Origin of the sequence: Megasphaera massiliensis (assembly GCF_000455225.1) — a bacterium.
GTDB classification, from domain to species: Bacteria; Bacillota; Negativicutes; order Veillonellales; family Megasphaeraceae; genus Megasphaera; species Megasphaera massiliensis.
Map to the genome: position 1 here is coordinate 956,254 of NZ_HF954537.1, position 17,289 is coordinate 973,542.

General features: G+C 53.0%; 17 protein-coding genes. All 17 read right to left on the reverse strand.

Annotated elements, in window-relative coordinates; all coding sequences use genetic code 11:
* Positions 1-199 precede the first annotated feature (199 nt).
* Positions 200-778: an outer membrane beta-barrel protein gene (locus TX77_RS07815; RefSeq protein WP_044504208.1), complete on the reverse strand. Its 579-nt coding sequence runs from the start codon at positions 776-778 to the stop codon at positions 200-202.
* 38 nt (positions 779-816) lie between these two features.
* Positions 817-1,866, reverse strand: coding sequence for a glycosyltransferase family 9 protein (locus tag TX77_RS07820; RefSeq protein ID WP_044504212.1), 1,050 nt, complete (start codon positions 1,864-1,866; stop codon positions 817-819).
* Positions 1,863-2,894 carry a glycosyltransferase family 9 protein gene (locus tag TX77_RS07825; RefSeq protein WP_044504213.1) on the reverse strand — a complete coding sequence of 344 codons (1,032 nt, stop codon included), beginning with the start codon at positions 2,892-2,894 and terminating at the stop codon, positions 1,863-1,865. Before TX77_RS07825 ends, TX77_RS07820 begins: the two co-directional genes overlap by 4 nt.
* Positions 2,881-3,402: a D-glycero-alpha-D-manno-heptose-1,7-bisphosphate 7-phosphatase gene (locus tag TX77_RS07830; RefSeq protein ID WP_044504214.1), complete on the reverse strand. Its 522-nt coding sequence runs from the start codon at positions 3,400-3,402 to the stop codon at positions 2,881-2,883. The genes TX77_RS07825 and TX77_RS07830 overlap by 14 nt, the downstream gene beginning before the upstream one ends.
* On the reverse strand, positions 3,399-4,364 hold the full coding sequence (rfaD, locus tag TX77_RS07835) for an ADP-glyceromanno-heptose 6-epimerase (protein WP_044504215.1): 966 nt from the start codon (positions 4,362-4,364) through the stop codon (positions 3,399-3,401). Before rfaD ends, TX77_RS07830 begins: the two co-directional genes overlap by 4 nt.
* Positions 4,361-5,842 carry a D-glycero-beta-D-manno-heptose-7-phosphate kinase gene (rfaE1, locus tag TX77_RS07840; RefSeq protein ID WP_044504217.1) on the reverse strand — a complete coding sequence of 494 codons (1,482 nt, stop codon included), beginning with the start codon at positions 5,840-5,842 and terminating at the stop codon, positions 4,361-4,363. The genes rfaD and rfaE1 overlap by 4 nt, the downstream gene beginning before the upstream one ends.
* 21 nt (positions 5,843-5,863) lie before the next feature.
* Positions 5,864-6,328 carry a transcriptional regulator NrdR gene (nrdR, locus tag TX77_RS07845; protein WP_044504218.1) on the reverse strand — a complete coding sequence of 155 codons (465 nt, stop codon included), beginning with the start codon at positions 6,326-6,328 and terminating at the stop codon, positions 5,864-5,866.
* A 75-nt stretch (positions 6,329-6,403) separates the two neighbouring features.
* On the reverse strand, positions 6,404-7,441 hold the full coding sequence (gene ftsZ / locus TX77_RS07850) for a cell division protein FtsZ (protein WP_044504219.1): 1,038 nt from the start codon (positions 7,439-7,441) through the stop codon (positions 6,404-6,406).
* 119 nt (positions 7,442-7,560) lie between these two features.
* Positions 7,561-8,355 (reverse strand): cell division protein FtsQ/DivIB, encoded by a 795-nt coding sequence (locus TX77_RS07855; protein ID WP_225069749.1) that lies wholly within the window; start codon positions 8,353-8,355, stop codon positions 7,561-7,563.
* A gap of 113 nt (positions 8,356-8,468) precedes the next feature.
* Complete coding sequence (locus TX77_RS07860) at positions 8,469-9,407, reverse strand: D-alanine--D-alanine ligase (RefSeq protein ID WP_081651717.1); 939 nt, start codon at positions 9,405-9,407, stop codon at positions 8,469-8,471.
* A gap of 3 nt (positions 9,408-9,410) precedes the next feature.
* Entirely contained in the window at positions 9,411-10,799 is a 1,389-nt protein-coding gene (gene murC, locus TX77_RS07865) for a UDP-N-acetylmuramate--L-alanine ligase (RefSeq protein ID WP_044504874.1), read from the reverse strand.
* Positions 10,800-10,827: 28 nt separating this feature from the next.
* Positions 10,828-11,949: an undecaprenyldiphospho-muramoylpentapeptide beta-N-acetylglucosaminyltransferase gene (murG, locus tag TX77_RS07870; protein WP_044504222.1), complete on the reverse strand. Its 1,122-nt coding sequence runs from the start codon at positions 11,947-11,949 to the stop codon at positions 10,828-10,830.
* Positions 11,950-11,982: 33 nt separating this feature from the next.
* Positions 11,983-12,372 carry a glutamate ligase domain-containing protein gene (locus tag TX77_RS14125; protein ID WP_230198085.1) on the reverse strand — a complete coding sequence of 130 codons (390 nt, stop codon included), beginning with the start codon at positions 12,370-12,372 and terminating at the stop codon, positions 11,983-11,985.
* On the reverse strand, positions 12,369-13,289 hold the full coding sequence (gene murD, locus TX77_RS07875) for a UDP-N-acetylmuramoyl-L-alanine--D-glutamate ligase (protein WP_230198086.1): 921 nt from the start codon (positions 13,287-13,289) through the stop codon (positions 12,369-12,371). Before murD ends, TX77_RS14125 begins: the two co-directional genes overlap by 4 nt.
* 113 nt (positions 13,290-13,402) lie before the next feature.
* Positions 13,403-14,368: a phospho-N-acetylmuramoyl-pentapeptide-transferase gene (gene mraY / locus TX77_RS07880; RefSeq protein WP_044504223.1), complete on the reverse strand. Its 966-nt coding sequence runs from the start codon at positions 14,366-14,368 to the stop codon at positions 13,403-13,405.
* A 5-nt stretch (positions 14,369-14,373) separates the two neighbouring features.
* Positions 14,374-15,744, reverse strand: a complete 1,371-nt coding sequence (locus tag TX77_RS07885) for a UDP-N-acetylmuramoyl-tripeptide--D-alanyl-D-alanine ligase (RefSeq protein WP_044504224.1) — start codon at positions 15,742-15,744, stop codon at positions 14,374-14,376.
* Positions 15,744-17,249 (reverse strand): UDP-N-acetylmuramoyl-L-alanyl-D-glutamate--2,6-diaminopimelate ligase, encoded by a 1,506-nt coding sequence (locus TX77_RS07890; RefSeq protein WP_044504225.1) that lies wholly within the window; start codon positions 17,247-17,249, stop codon positions 15,744-15,746. The genes TX77_RS07885 and TX77_RS07890 overlap by 1 nt, the downstream gene beginning before the upstream one ends.
* Positions 17,250-17,289 lie beyond the last annotated feature (40 nt).

The window sequence follows — 17,289 nt, forward strand, 5'->3', positions numbered from 1 at the left end:
CCTTGCTCATAGACTGTTGTCCCCCACTAATAGTCCTCTCGCGTTTTATGACGCGGCAGGTCTTACTTCTAGGCCGCACTATGATCAGTACCGCTTTGGGCACCTTACGTGGATCGCTTCGTCTGCGACTGACATCGACTTTCAACCACAGCACATGTCATTGATACATTATACGGGACAGGCTGACAAATTGTCAACGTTAGAACTTATAGCCCATACCGACCTGCCAGCCGCGGACGTCGTCATCGTAGTTGTCGACATCGACGCTGCTGCGGCGATATTTGAGGTGAGCGTCCCATTCCGGCGTAATGTCGTAGCCGACGCCGATTTCATAGGTATTTACGTCATCGCCGACACCGATGGAAGCAAAGCCCTGCCAACGTTCAGAAATAGGAACCTGGCCGCGTACACCGACCTGGTAGCCGTAGGATTTTTTCGTGTTGTACGTATCGGTCTTAACGTAAGAAGCACCGGCATAGGCCGAAAGGTACTCCGTCAGGCGATAGTTGCCGACGAGATAATTTTCGTTGATCTTGTCGGAATCGTCACCCTTCGTATAATTGTTGATGTACTGGATATTCCAACGATCGTTCAGGACGTAGGTGACGTCGCCGCCGGTAAAGCGGCTATCGGCATCGCCGTGGCCTTCTTTTTGGTCAAATCCATAGTTGATGTTGGCTTTCAAATCACCGGGCTGCTCGTTTTTGATAGGGGCTGCCCACGCTGCTGACGTAATGGCAAATGCTGCCAATGTCGCCGTTAAAATAAATTTTTTCATGACATGACACCTCCAAATAGAATTCCTTTAAAGTACATTTATGATCTTCCATAATAGCGGCTCAGGAGTTCTTCGCCTGCGGCGATGACCTGGCTCATGGGAATCACCGAAATACCTTTATAGTTACCTTCGCGGATAATTTTCTTCATGCTCTTGCCGACTTCATAATGGTCCGTCGATTCGAGGACGATGGCCCGGTCCGTATAGGGACCGTAGAGCTTGGGATTGCTCGGCCCGTAGAGGGCGACCAAGGGCACCCGTTGGCTGACGGCGATATGCATGGGGCCGCTGTCATTAGTGATGAACAGGGAGCAGCGGCGGATGGCCGAGGCCAATTCACCGATGGTAAACTGACCGGTAGCGACGATAGGTTTCGAAGCCATCTCCCCCGTCGCTTCCTTCACCATATCGAGATCCATGTCGCCTCCGAAGAAGACGCACTTGAAACCCCGGCGGCCAAAGTAATCGGCGACGGCAGCAAATCGTTTGGCCGGCCACCGCTTCTGAGGAACGGCACTGCCGATATTGAAGCCGATCAGGCTGTCTGCCGGCGAGACGCCGTGGGATTCATAAAAGGCGGCGGCCTTGTCATCCCAGGCCTTTGAAGTCGGGAACTGCAGCCCGTCGCTTCGATAGTCGTCAATGCCGAGCTGGGCCAGGACGTTGATGTACATATCGGCGGCGTGGAGATGGATGCGGTCCAGCCGCGTATAGCGGTTCATCAGCGGACGGGCCAAAAAATGGCTCATGCCGACGAATTTCTTAGCTTGAATGGCGGCCGCCAAAAAGGACGTCCGTTCATTGGGATGCAGGTTGATCAAAATATCATAGTGCTGTTGATGCAGGCGGCGGCCGATATGCCACAAGGCACCGATCGAATTGTCCTTCCCCTTCTTATCGACGGTGATGACATGATCGATATCGGGGTTATAGCGGACGACGTCGGCAACTTTTTCGTCGACGACGAGGGTGATATCAGACCCCTGGGCATGACGGCGCAGGACCTGCAGGAACGGCGTGATGAGAATGAGATCGCCAAGATGCATGAGAAAGGTGACAATTATTTTTTTCTTGCGTAAATTAATCATGGTTCCACCTTCTTCAGTACCTCTTCAAAAAGGTTCCACACCGCATCGACAGTAATCCGGGCCATGCAGTCCGGATCGTCGACGAGAGGTTCTTCCGGCGTGGCTTTCGACGTCGGCGAAATGACGAGATGGATATAAGCGCTGTCCTGTCCTCCATAAGGTCCGGTCCGTTCAGGAGACGTAGTGCCAAAAAGGGCGATGAGCTCCTTTTTGAGGGCATTGGCGATGTGAAGGGGACCCGTGTCGGCACTGAGATAAACCAGGCTGTCATCGATGGCCGCCATGAGCTGGCGAAGATCGGTCTTGCCGGTATAGTCAAAAACCAGTCCCGACGCATCCCGTTCTTTAATCCGGCGTCCCTTCTCCCGATCGTCATTGCCGCCTAAGATGACAGCTGACAGGCCCTTATCGGTCAGGCGCTTTAAAAAGCGACTCCAATGGTCAAGAGGCCATTCTTTAACATTCCAGCGAGCACCGGGAACGACGGCGATATAAGGCCCTTTGAGGCCGTCTTGCAAAAGGCGCTGACGCCAGGCCTCCTTCTCTGCCGTAATATCCGGCAAGGGAAAAACCAAGTCGTCGACACGGCCGCCTAAGGCCCGAATCGTATCGAGGTAGCGCTCGATGACGTGGTCGTATTTATGAGCCCCGACCAGGCCTTTGCTGACTAAAAAGCTTCCTTCGCGCATTTCCCAATAGCCGTATTTCTCTTTGGCTCCGCTGAGGAAGGCAACGATGGCGCTTTTGGCCAAACCCTGCAAATCGAGGCAGAGGTCGAAATGATAGGGATGGAGTGTCTTGCGCAGTTCCATCCAGTATGACAAGGATTTCAGCCGTTTTTTATCGACATAGATGACGTCATCAATGTAGGGTTTTCCCGGCAGCACCGAGGCAAACTGCCGATGAACGGCCCAGACGATGCGGGCGTCGGGACAATTTTGTCGCAGGGCATGGAGGGTCGGCAGCGAATGAAGAACGTCACCAAGAGAACTCATCTTGATGACCAATATGTTTTTATACGCTTTCACGTTCCTTCCTTTCTGTGACAATAGCCTTTACAAAGGCATCGAGCCTGCCGCCGGTGAATAAGTAGCCGTCCATGCCGGCTCGCCGGCCGCATTCGACGTCACGGGGCATGTCACCGATCATAAAGGATCGGGACAGGTCGATATCGTAGTCGCGGGCAGCTGCCAGGACCATGCCCGGTTCCGGTTTGCGCCAATCGCTCTTTTTATCATAGGCTTTTATCGGCGCCCCTTCGAGGTAGGGGCAGTAATAGACGGCGCTAATCGTCCCGCCGGCAGCGGCGGCTTCGCGGCACATCCAATCGTGGAGGGTCTTTACATCGTCTTCGGTGTAATAACCGCGGGCGACACCGCTCTGATTGGTGACGACGATGATGGCATAGCCTTCGGCCGTCAAGTAGGCCAAGGCTTCTTTGGCGCCGTCCATCCATTCAAAATCCTTGATGAATCCGAGGTACGACTTATCGACGTTCAAGACGCCGTCGCGGTCGAAAAAGACAGCCCTTCTCATGCGAAATAGCCGCCGTTCTTTTCGAGGATGCTGCAGTATTCCTTAACGGCTTCCGACAGGATGGTAAAGCCCTTGTCATAGCCGGCTTTCATGAGATTTTCCGTATCGGCCTGGGTATAGCTCTGATATTTGCCCTTGAGAATATCCGGGAAGGGAACGTATTCGATATGGCCCTTGCCGCAATAATCGATGACGCCTTGGACAAATTCATTGAAGGTATGGCCGATACCGGTACCGCAGTTATAGATGCCCGACAGTTCCGGATGTTCCCAGAAATAGAAGATGACGTTGACCACATCGTTTACGTAGATGAAGTCGCGAATCTGACCGCCGTCTTCATAACCTGCCGTCCCCTTAAAGAGGGTGATTTTCCCTGTTTCTTGGAGTTCATGGTATTTCTGGAATACCAGGGATGCCATCTTGTCCTTGTGGTTTTCCTGCGGTCCGAAGACGTTGAAATAACGGAAACCGACGATCTGGCTCTTGGCGATAGGCTGAACGCGGCGAACGAAACGGTCGAACTGGAGCTTGGAATACGCATAGGGATTGAGGGCCTCTTCGCACGACGGATCTTCGCGGAAGCCGTTTCGGCCGCTGCCATAGGTCGACGCCGACGACGCGTAGAGGAAGGGAATCTTCCGGCTCATGCAGTAGCGCAAAAGATTCTTGCTGCCTTCATAGTTGTTCTTCATCATGTAGCGGCCGTCGTAATTCATCGTATCCGAGCAGGCCCCTTCGTGGAAGACGACGTCGATGTAGCCGCAGTCAAAGGTATCATCGGCCATCTGTTCATCGAAGTCGGCGTAATCCATATAATCAAAGAAATCGAGGCCCTGGAGGTTGCGGCACTTGCGGCCGTCGGTCAGGTCGTCGACGATGATGATGTCGTCGATACCCCGATTATTCAGTTGCTTTACGATATTGCTGCCGATAAAACCGGCACCGCCTGTTACTATTTTCATATTTTCCCCTTCTTTACCAAATCAGCTATTTTCTGAACGAGTCCCGTCGTCGAATACCCCTCTTCAAAAGAAATGATTTCTACGCGCTTGACGGACTCGCGGCCAATGACTTCATCGGCCTTATAATCGCCGCCTTTGACCAGGATATCGGGACGGAGGACCTCTAAGAGTTCCTTCGGCGTGTCTTCGTCAAAGATGACGACGTCATCGATACATCCCAAGGCTCCGAGCAGAACGGCCCGGTCTTCCTGAGCTACGAGAGGACGCGTTTCCCCTTTGAGGCGCCGTACGGAGTCATCAGAATTGAGGCCGACAACGAGGTGTTGTCCCAGCATGGCTGCCTGCTGCAGATAAAGGACGTGGCCGCGATGGAGAATGTCGAAGCAGCCGTTCGTAAAGACCACGGTTTCCCCTTTCTGCTGCCAATCCCGGATTTTCTTGGCCATCTCATCCCAGGTCAAGGACTGATAAGGCTGCCACCGGACGGGATGCCAATCTTCCCATAATTTCAGGAGCTCATGGCGATGAATGGGATAGGTCCCTACCTTGGTGACGACGATACCGGCTGCGGCGTTGGCGATTTGCAGGCTGGTGCGAATGGACAACTTACCGGCAACGGCTGCTAAAAAGGCAGCGGCTACGGTATCTCCGGCGCCGGATACGTCAAAGACTTCCTGGGCAGTGGCCGGATTGTTCCAGACCTTGCCGTCTTTTCCGACGACGGTGATTCCCTTTTCAGACCGGGTCACCATGAGGTGGGCAAAGGAATACTGTTTATACAGCTCATGGGCTGCTTTGACGACAGCCTGGCCTTCATTGGCAACAGGGGTCCCCAAGCAGTCACCTAATTCTTTCATATTCGGCGTCACGAAATCGGCACCGTTATACTTGCTCCAATCGCTGCCCTTGGGATCGACCAAGACCGGGATATGAGCTTCATTGGCGGCTTCGATGACGCTTTTAGACAAGGAATCGGTAAGAACGCCTTTTTGGTAGTCCGACAGAATAATCCCATCAAGGCCTGATGCCAGCTGCTGTTTCAGCCAGGCGAGAAGTGTTTCCTCTTCCGGTTCAGCTAAAGGCGTCACTTCTTCGAAATCGAGACGAACCATCTGCTGCCGAGAGCCGAGAATACGCATCTTGGTCGTCGTCGCATGGCCTTTTCGCACGACAAGGCCTGAGCCGTCGATGTGGGACTCGGTCAATAACTCGTGGAGCAAGTCGGCGTTTTCATCGTCGCCGATGAGACCGCCCAATAAGACCTGGCAGTCCAAGTTAGCCAAGTTGGATGCGACATTGGCCGCCCCGCCCAAGACGGACGTCATGTGATCGACTTTATTGACCGGCACCGGTGCTTCCGGTGAAATGCGTTCGACCTTGCCAAAAACATAGCGGTCGACCATGATATCTCCGATAACGGCAATTTTCAGGTTCGGCAAGACATGATAAAAAAAGTGGTCGATGTAATTTTCTGTCATAGCGTTCCTCGATTCAATCTCTTATTTTTGTTCTTTCGTACCCATGAGATACTTCAATTCAGCCATAAAACTTTCTAAGTCGGCAAACTCGCGGTATACGGAAGCAAAGCGGATATAGGCAACGGCATCGACAGAGCGAAGTTCGCGCAAAACCATTTCCCCTATTTTTTCACTGGACACTTCCTGAGCCAGTGTGTTGCGGATATTGCGTTCAACCTTGGTGACAATCTCTTCCAGCTGCCGGCGCGTGACTTCCCGCTTGTTGCAGGCCCGAAGCAGGCCGTTGATCAACTTATTGCGGTCAAACAGTTCGTGCCGTCCGTCTTTCTTGACGACGATGAGCGGTACTTCTTCCACCATCTCATACGTCGTAAACCGGCGGCCGCACTGCTGGCATTCGCGGCGGCGGCGGATAGCTTTGCCATCATCGGTTGCCCGTGAATCGGTTACTTTTGTATCTGCACATTGGCAAAATGGGCATCTCATCCTTCTTCCTACCTTCTTTCCGACGATATTTTCAAAAAAAGCGGGTCCGCCGGGATCCGCTTTTTTTCATGCTGATTATCTCATCCACGCAGGAATTTCTACGCCGCCGGCACTATCTTTTTTATCGCCGGATTTTGTCGTTCCGCCCGTTCCCTGTCCGAAAGAAGGAATCGAAGACGGTTCTTTACCGAACCCCGTAGCGACGACCGTAATGCGGATCGAATCTTCCATGTCCGGATCGATGACCGAACCGAAGATGATGTTGGCTTCCGGATCAACGGCTTCAGCCACTTTTTCAGCAGCTTCGTTGATTTCGTACAAGCTGACGTCCGGACCGCCGGTGACGTTGAGCAGGATGCTCTGAGCGCCGTCGATGCTCATTTCTAAGAGGGCACTGTGAATAGCACCGTCAACAGCTTCGACTGCACGGTTTTCACCGGAACCGATGCCGATACCCATGATGGCTTCGCCCTGGTCGGACATGATCGTCTTGACGTCGGCAAAGTCGAGGTTGATGAGACCGGTCGTCGTGATCAAGTCGGAAATGCCCTGAACGCCCTGGCGGAGTACGTCGTCAGCGACGAGGAAAGCATCTTTAAGGGGCGTCTTCTTGTCGATGATCTGGAGCAGTTTATCATTGGGGATGGTAATGATGGTATCGACTTTTTCTTTCAAGTAGTCGGCACCCTTTTCGGCAACTTCTCTGCGGCGCTTGCCTTCAAATAAGAACGGTTTGGTAACGACAGCGACCGTGAGGGCGCCCATTTCCTTAGCACATTCAGCTACGATAGGGGCTGCACCGGTACCGGTACCGCCGCCCATGCCGGCCGTAACGAATACCATATCGGCACCTTGGAGAGCCTTGATGATTTCTTCCTTGCTTTCAAGGGCAGCCTGTTCACCAACCTGAGGATTGGCACCGGCGCCGAGGCCGCGTGTCAATTTTTCACCGATCTGAATTTTGACATCGGCTTGGGATACTTCCAACACCTGGTCTTCCGTGTTGACCGAAATGAACTGGACCCCCTGCAAACCGCTTTCTATCATACGGTTGACAGCGTTGTTACCGCCGCCGCCGACACCAATTACTTTTATATTCGCAAACTCTGCCATATCGCATTTTCCTCCTTCGGACTCTATACGCACACCTTGTGCAGTAGGATTCTTTATTATTTTACACTATCTTCGAAAATTTATCTAGCTGTTTTTAAAAATCAAGGCCTCCAGCCTGTTTATTTTGCCTTAATAGCCGGTGCTCTGAGGTCGGTATCGATATACTGTACATTGATCCCGTTGCTTTGAGCTTCGGTAAGTAAGGTTTCGGTCATCTTGGCCCGTTCAGCCGGGTCATCTCCCTTACCGAGGCGGATAGGAACGGAATCAGTCGTATAGGCGACGATACTTTCGGGATTACCGACGTTTACTTCGGCAATCGTTTTAAGCAGGTCCGGCGGCAGACTCTGAAGGTATATCATAGCCGCTTGAAGCGTCGGATCGTCAATCGTATCGCCAAGGAGCAGGTTGTCCACTTTTTTCCCGGTCATGATGGGCAGGGAAACGCCTTTGATCTGCGGTTCCAAATCGATGACCCGTCCCGTCTTATCGACGTAAGCGAAACCATAGAGCGTCGTAATGATAGCTGCCGGCTTGCGTTCGGTCATTTCGATGTGAATGGTCGCCGGAAATTCCCGGGTTACGGTGGCATCGGCAATGCGCAGGTCTTTTTTCAGCCGCTCTTCGATGCCGGCTGTCGACAGTTGGACGACGTTGACGTAGGAATAAGCGCCGGCGGCGCGGTAAACATCGTCAAAGGACATGTTTTCATTGCCGTCGACGATGATTGTGCCAAAGGGAACCGGTGCCAGCCGCAGGAACAGCCACAAGGCAAAGACACCGAGGACGCCTAAGATGATCGTGCATCGGCGCCGGCGGGCACGCGCTTTTTTCTGCTGCTTTCTTTTTTTCTTCAGTCGGGCGGCCTGCCGTATCTGCTGACGGCGGCGTTCCTCTTCTTCAGCCAGTCTCATATCCTCATCGCTGCGCAAGGGATCCCTGTCCAGATGAGGAGGCACAAAGACATCATGAGGATCATTCGGCACTACCGTTCGCGGCCGCCTTCCCGGATATGGATGCTGTTTCATCAGAATTTACCTACCGATGCTTCGAGCAAAATCTTTTCGCACAAATCTTCAAAAGAAAGTCCCATGGCCCGTGCTGCGTCGGGGACCAGGCTGGTCGCCGTCATTCCCGGTACGGTATTGATTTCAAGGACAAAGGGATGGCCTTCTTTATCGGTCATCATATCGACACGGGACACACCGCTGCAGTGGCAGAGGCGGAAGACTTTTAAAGCCAGGTCCTGCATCTCTTTTGTGAGAGCCGGTGAAATGGGAGCCGGGCAGATGTGCTTGGCAATGCCCGGTTCATATTTTGAATAGAAATCGTATTTCCCCGTACTGGATACGATCTGAATGACCGGAAAGGCCAGGTCGTCCATGACGGCAACGGTAAATTCATCGCCGTCGATGAAGGCTTCGGCTACGATGGATGTGCTGTACTTAAAGGCTTCTTTAAGGGCCGATTCCAGTTCTTCCCGGGCGGTGACGATGACCGTTCCGATGCTCGATCCCTGGCCGGACGACTTGATGACGACGGGTAGAGAAAACTGCTTTTCAATATCGGCAATGATCTCCTTGCGGTCCTGATTGGCAAAGTAGTAGGCAAAAGGAGCCGTGGCAATGCCGGCGCCTTTAAAGGCAGCCTTGCTCATGACCTTATTCATGCCGACGGCACTGGCCATGACGCCCGGACCGGTATAAGGGATGCCCATCATTTCGCACAGGCCTTGGAGAACACCGTCTTCGCCGTAGCGGCCGTGAAGGGCGTTGAATACGACGTCGATTTTCTTTTCTTTCAAGGTTGCCGCCAAGGTATGCGGAACGAGTTCAATCGTTTCGATGACATAGCCTTTTTTCTTCAGTGCTTCGGCAATGGCAGCTCCCGTGCGGCGCGATACTTCCGCTTCTGTCGAAGGGCCGCCGACGACGACGGCAATCTTTTTACCTTTCATGTCTTCCATGCGTTATTTCTCCATTTCTTTCGCTTCGGCAATATACTGTTCGCCGACTTTATAAATATCTCCGGCGCCCATGGTGATGACTAAATCGAGAGGCTTGGAGTTTTCTTTCAAATAGGCAATCAAATCCTCTTTATGAGGAATGTAGGTGACGTCCTGTCCCGTCGTCTCCTTGACTTTTTTGGCAATGAGTTCGCCCGATACGCCGGGAATGGGATCTTCACCGGCACTGTATACATCGGTTACGATCAGTTTATCGGCCTTTGCAAAGGCACTGCCGTACTGTTCGAGGAGAAGCTTCGTCCGCGTGTAGCGGTGCGGCTGGAAGAGACAGACGACGCGGTGGGTCCCCATGTCGCGAGCCGCCGTCAAGGTCGCATTGATTTCCGTCGGATGATGGGCATAGTCATCGACGACCCAAACGTCACCGACAAACCCCTTGGTCTGGAACCGGCGCTTAGCCCCGTGGAAATGGCTCATGGCAGCGGCTATCTCCGCAAAGGGAAGTCCGCAGGCATCGGCCACGGCCGTCGTCGCCAAGGCGTTTAAGACGTTATGCCGGCCCGGTACGTTTAAGACCATGTCGCCCATCTTTTGGCCGCCTTTATAGACACTAAAGTGAAGTTTGCCTTTCAGGTAATGAAGCTCTCTTGCCTGGTAATCCGCCGGCTGTTCGAGGCCGTAAGAAACGTAGCGCCGCCCGATGGAAGGAGCCATGGCGCGAATCTTGTCGTTTTCAAAGCACAAGACGGCCAGTCCCTTTTCGGGATCGAGTTTCTGGATGAATTCCTTAAAAGCGGCGATGACGTTTTCAAGGGAGTTATAGTGATCCATATGGTCGGCATCAATGTTGGTAACGACGGCGATATACGGATGCTGCTTGAGGAAGGTGCCGTCGCTTTCATCGGCTTCGGCAATGACGTACTGCCCCTTCCCTAAAATCGAGTTGCTGTGCAAATAGTCGACTTCCCCGCCGATGACGATGGTCGGGTCCTGTCGGCATTCTTCAAAGACCTGGCCCAGCATGGACGACGTCGTCGTCTTGCCGTGCGCACCGGCAACAGAAATCCCCTTTCCCCAGCTCATGATGTGAACCAGCGCATCGGAACGGTGGATGACCGGAATCTGCCGACGCCGTGCTTCGACGAGTTCGACGTTGTTGTCGCGGATGGCCGACGAAATGACGACGACCTGGGCGTCCTGCAAATTTTCAGGGCTTTGTCCAATGCAGATACGGGCTCCGCGCTTGGCAAACTGCTCCGTTACAGGCGAGGCTTTGAGGTCTGAGCCGGATACGTGATATCCTTTTTCAATAAAAACATTGGCGATTGCCCGCATTCCGGCTCCGGCAATCCCAATAAAATGAACGTTTGTCACATCGTTCAGATTAACCATAGGTTTATTCCACACCCTTCTTCTCCTGTTACGGACGACGGTTTCGGGCAATCGACAAGGCCAGTTCAGCAATATCCTGAGCTGCCTGGGGCTTACCCATCGAACGGCTGGCTTTGCCCATGGCTGCCAGGGCCGACGGATCGTCTTTTAAATGAATGATTTCTTCCAATAGTTCCCGCCCGGTCAGCATCTTATCGAGAATCATCTTGGCGGCGCCGCACATGACCAGGGCCTGTGCATTGTAGCGCTGATGATCTTCCGCTGCATAGGGATAGGGAATAAGAATCGACGGTACGCCGCGAACGGTCAGCTCGGCAAGACCGACGGCACCGGCCCGGTATACGGCCAGGTCGCAGGCAGCCAGGGCTTCCGGCATATGGTGAAGATAAGGAATGATGCGGCTCCCCTTACCGTAGCGGCCGCGGCATTCGATGCCCGACAGCTGTTTTACGACGCGGTCATATTCGTGATCGCCGGTAACGTGGAGAATCTGTATCGTATCGTCGTTGCGAAAATGTTTATGAACCTCGATCATCGCCGTGTTGATGCTGCGGGCACCGCGGCTTCCTCCGGCGACGAGGAGGGTGAATTTATGGGGATCCAATCCCAGTTTTTTCCGGCCCTCTTCGCGAGTGACCGTCAAAATATCCTTGCGAACGGGATTGCCTGTATAAACGAGAATGCTTTTTCTGCGAAAGCGCTCGGCAGCTTCTTCATAACCGAGAGCGACGCGATTGACAAAGCGGCTCAAAATCGTATTGGTAACGCCGGGAATGACGTTTTGTTCCTGGATCAATGCCGGTACACCGCTGAGACTTGCGGCTAGTAAGACCGGGCCGCAGACGAAACCGCCGGTACCGATGACGACGTCCGGTTTAAATTTATGGATAATGCCTTCTGCCTTAATCAGACTGGCTGCCGTCTTCCCGAGGGTAACCAGGTTGCGGACGGAAATCTTCCGTTCGAGGCCCCGCACGTCGAGGGTGACGAAGGGCAACCCTTCTTTTGGAATCAAGGTATTTTCCAGGCCGATTTTGGAGCCGACGTAGAGAAATTCGGTGGGCTCGATGTCGGCGATCGCCCGGGCAATGGTAATAGCCGGATAGATATGGCCGCCTGTGCCGCCTCCGGAAATTATAACTCGACGCATGTTCCTGCCTCCTGTCGTCTGTTTTAAATAGTATCAGATCGCGTTGACAATGCCCTTAAAGACACGGCCACGCTGTTCAAAATTGTCATACATATCAAAGCTCGAGCAAGCCGGTGAAAGGAGGACGGCCTGAGGAGCTTTGGCAATACTGCGGGCTAACATAATCGCACCTTCCATACTATAACCGGTTCGGCGGATATCTGCAATACCTGCTTTTTTCGCGGCTGCTTCAAAGCGGTCGGCGGCATCGCCGATGAGGATCAGTGTATCGACGCGTTTGGCCGCTAAGGCCATGAAGTCATCGAGGGGCGTCTTTTTATCGTAGCCGCCGGCGATGAGAATGAGATGGCCCTGGGGAAAGGCATCCAAAGCCTTCATCGAAGCATCGACATTGGTACCCTTGGAGTCATTATAATAAGTCACATCGTGGATGGTCCGGACTTTTTCAAGCCGGTGTTCAACCCCTTTAAAGGTTTTAAAACTTGTCTAATGACGTCAAGGGAAGCCCCGGCCGCATAGGTCAAGAGAATCGCCGCTAAGCAATTCTGTATATTATGCTTGCCAAAGAGATGGAGCTCCGATTCAGCACAGACGACGGTATCCTGTCCTTCATGGCGCAGAATAAGGTCGCCGTCCCGATAAAAGGCTCCTTCAGGGACCTCGCCGTTTGTCGAGAAGTACAGGACGGTACCGGTCATGGCATCGGCCATGGCCCGGACGCGGTCATCATCGTAATTGAGGATGGCATAATCGTCTTTGTCCTGATTGAGGAAAATTCGCTGTTTCGCAGCACTGTAGGCTTCCATCGTGTGATGACGGTCCAAATGGTCCGGCGTGATATTGAGGATAACCGCCGCCTTGGCCTTCATCGTACGCGTAAATTCGAGTTGGAAACTTGAAAGTTCGGCCACGACGACGGCGTCTTTCGGAAGATCCTTTGCCTGTTCTGAAAGGCCGTAGCCGATGTTGCCGCCGACGACGGTCTGACGGCCCGTAGCTTTCATGATTTCCCCCACCAGGGTCGTCGTCGTCGTCTTACCGTTAGTACCGGTGATGCCGATGATGTCAGCATCGGTAACGCGGCAGGCGACTTCGACTTCGCTCCAAATGGGAAGCCTTTTCGCAGCAGCGGCTTTCATAATGGGAATTTCCGGAGAAATGACCGGCGACGGTACGACGACATCCATGCCGTCGAGGAGGCTCGTTTCCTGACTGCCGAAGACGAGCTTTACGCCGTGAGACGCCAAGTCCGGCCATGGCTTTTCGCTCACATCGATGGCCTTCATATCGTTGAGGACGACCGTCCCCCCCGTGATCTGCCAAGGCCAGTGAAGCGGCACGACCACTAATGCCCGCGCCGATGACTAAAAATTTTTTTCCAGAAAAATCCATGATGCTCATTACCTACACCTGCTTTATGTAAAATATGGTCTTAACAAGGAGAAAAGACTGTTTACTTTCCTGCCATGACGACGATAATCGCCAAGATAGCCATTAACGCCGAAAAACTCCAAAAAACAGTAACTACTTTCACTTCGCTCCAACCGGATAATTCAAAATGGTGGTGAATGGGACTCATTTTGAAGACCCGGACGCCCCGTGTTTTGAAGGAAATAACCTGGATGATGACCGACAAGGCTTCGAGGACATAGAGACCGCCGGCCAAGATGAGCAAGAGTTCCGTCTTGGTCAAAATGGCCATAGCCGCTAAGGCACCGCCGAGAGCCAGAGACCCGGTATCGCCCATGAACATTTTAGCCGGATGCTGGTTATAGAACAAGAAGCCCAGGCAGGCACCGGTCAGGGCCGTACTGAAAATGGCAAAATGAGTATACCCCAAGGCGACAGCGATGACGACGTAGGCAACGGCCGTAATCGAGCATGAACCGGCTGCCAGTCCGTCGAGTCCGTCCGTCAGGTTGACGGCATTGCTGGTTCCGACGATCATGACGAATACGAAGAGATAGTAGAACAAGCCTAAGTCAACCGTAGTCGACGTGAAAGGAATCCACAAGGTCGTGGGAAAATGAAGGAAGGCTTGGAGGATGTAGCAGAAAACGGCAGCCATGACGAACTGGCCGGCCAGTTTCTGTTTTGCCGTAAGGCCCAAATTGCGGTGTTTAACGGCCTTGATGGAGTCATCCAAAAAACCGATGACGCCGTGACCGAGGGTCAGGAATAAGGCCAAAGCCTTTCTGATTTCCATCGGATCAAAGAGGAGGCAAGCCACGGTCAGCGCCGTCAGGATGAGAATCCCCCCCATGGTCGGTGTACCGGCTTTATACTTATGGCTTTCCGGCCCTTCTTCTCGTTCAGACTGGCGGGCGTGGAACTGTTTCAGTTTTTTGATGACGAAAGGTCCCAGGACAAGGCCGATGACCAAGCTGACGATGAAGCTGAAAATCAGCATTTTAAACATTCACATTACTTCCTTTCAAAATAGGGCAGTATTTTTTCCATAGCAAAGCTGCGCGAGCCTTTCAAAAGGACGGTGTCACCGTCCCGGAGCAAGGCCTTCAGCTGACGGGCCGCCGCTTCATGAGAATCGGTCATATAGACGGCTTTCATGCCGGCATCCTGTGCCGCACGGGCGATATCTTCAGCCAGATTCCCCATGGTGATGAGGGCGTCGAGCTTCATATCGGCAACCAAGCGGCCGATGGCCCGATGTTCTCTTTCGGCCCAGTCGCCGAGTTCTCCCATGCCGCCGAGGACGGCGATTTTGCGTCCCTTGGTCAAGAGATCCAAGGTGCGGATAGCTTCAGCCATCGAAGCCGGATTGGCATTATACGTATCGTTGATGAAGGTATAAGGCCCGAGGTGCAGGAGTTCCTGGCGCATGGCCATGCCTCGATAGGCAGAAAGTCCGGACTGCAGTTCCGCGTCACTGAGACCGGTCAGGTATCCTGAGGCAATGGCCGCCAAGGCATTATAGACGTTGTGGCGGCCAATGACCGGAACGGAAACATCAAAGGTACGGTCGAAGCAGCGGCAGGTAAAGCGAACCCCTTTTTCGTCACAGACGATATTCTCGGCCCGGATCTGCGCCGAATCATCGGTCCCGTAGAGGACAGACCGACCTTGGCAGAGATCCTTCATCGGTGCAACAAAAGGATCGTCACCATTTAAGATGGCCGTTCCTTTGGCATCGAGGCCTTGAACCAATTCAGACTTGGCCTTGGCAATATTTTCCTGAGAACCTAAGAGTTCGATATGGCTCTTGCCGACGTTGGTGACGACGCCGATGGTCGGCTCGCCGATATCGACCAGTTCGGCAATCTGCCCGAGGCCGCGCATGCCCATTTCGACGACGCAGGCTTCGTGGTCAGCCGTTAACTGTAACAAGGTTTTAGGCAGTCCGATTTCATTATTATAATTCTTTTCCGTCTGCAATACCTTATATTTTTCACTCAAGACGGCGGCAATCATATTGCGCGTCGACGTCTTCCCTACCGAGCCGGTTACGGCAATGACAGGAATGGAAAAACGGCGGCGGTGAAAACGGGCTAAATCCTGATAAGCTTTCAGCGTATCAGAAACGACGAAAATCGGTACCGCAGCCCCCTTATATTCCGGACGCAGTTCAGAGACGACGGCACCGGCCGCGCCCGAAGAGAGTGCCTTTAAGACGAAGTCATGACCGTTAAAAGAGGTCCCTTTGAAGGCGACGAAAAGGGAGCCCTTTTCCACCGCCCGAGTATCGGTGCAAACGTCATGAAAAAGCACGCTCCCTATAGAAGAGAGCAGACGGGCTCCCGTCGCTTTCTGTACTTCTTCACTGGTAAAATCAGCCATTATTTATCTCCTCGATGCAGGTCGCGAACGGCATTGCGGGCTTCTTCGCGGTCGTCAAAGTGAATCGTACCGTCATTTAAGATCTGATACGTTTCATGACCCTTACCGGCAATGACGATGATGTCATTTTCTTGTGCCAGTTCGACGGCTCGATAAATGGCTTCACGACGGTTGACGATGACTTCATGATGCTGTCCCGCCTTAAGCCCTTGTTTAACGCCTTCTTCGACTTCTGCTACGATGGCATCGGGGTTTTCCGAACGCGGGTTATCCGAAGTGACGATGGGAATATCGGCAAGTTCTGCGCCGATGCGGCCCATGATGGGGCGCTTGGTCCGGTCGCGGTCACCACCGCATCCAAAGACGGCAATGACGTGGTTGGGGTTCATGGCCCGTGCCGTTTCCAAGGCCTTTTCAAGGCTGTCCGGCGTATGGGAATAGTCGACGACGATAGCAAAGGGCTGGCCGGCTTCGACGAGTTCAAAACGTCCGGCTACGGAGTGGAAAGTCTGAATGGCCTTGTCGATAGTGGCTTCGTCGATGCCTTCGGCATGGGCCGCACCGATAGCAGCCAGTGTATTGTAAACGTTGAACAGGCCGGTAATGTTCATATTGAGATGGACATTGACAAAAGGACCGACGACGTCGAAGGACGAGCGTTTCAGTTCGACATTTAAATTCGAACCTTTGAGGTCGGCATCTTGTTCAACGCCATAGGTCAAAACCTGGCAGTGGCAAGCATCGAGAATCTGTTTAGACCAGGGATCGTCGACGTTTACGATAGCCGTTTTATTGTCTTTGACATGGTCGGCAGCGGTCAGGCTCTGGAAGAGCTTGGCTTTCGCGGCGACGTAATTTTCCATGGTCTTATGGAAATCGAGATGGTCCTGAGTAAGATTGGTAAAGACAGCCGTATCGTATTCGATACCGGCGACGCGGTCTAAGGCCAAGGCGTGGCTGGACACTTCCATGACGACATGGGTCATGCCCTTTTCATACATCAGGGCCAAAAAGCGCTGGAGTTCGACGACGTCCGGCGTCGTGTTGTGAATGGGCAGTTCTTCATCGTCGATAAGGGCGTGAATCGTGCCGATGACGCCGACATGATGGCCGGCAGAACGCAGGATATGGGCAATGATGTGGGTCGTCGTCGTCTTACCGTTGGTACCGGTGACGCCAATCATGCGCATCTTTTTGCCGGGATAGTCATAAAAGAAAGGGACCATGTCTTCTAAGGCATGGTGGATATCGGGGACCTGGATCTGGACCGTTTTCGACGGCAGGTCGAGGTGTTTCGTCGTCAAAACGGCGACGGCCCCTTTTTCAACAGCCTGCGCTGCAAAAGCAGCCCCGTCGACATGAGCGCCGGAAATGCAGACGAATAAGTAGCCCGCTTCGATGTCCCGGGAGTCCGAAGAAATGCCGGTAACTACCGTATCGGCACTGCCGCTGAGATTATAAATTCCTTTAAGTTGTTTGCAAAGTTCACCTATTGTTTTTGTCATTATTATAGAACCTCCTTGACGGTTCATTTCATTGTACTGT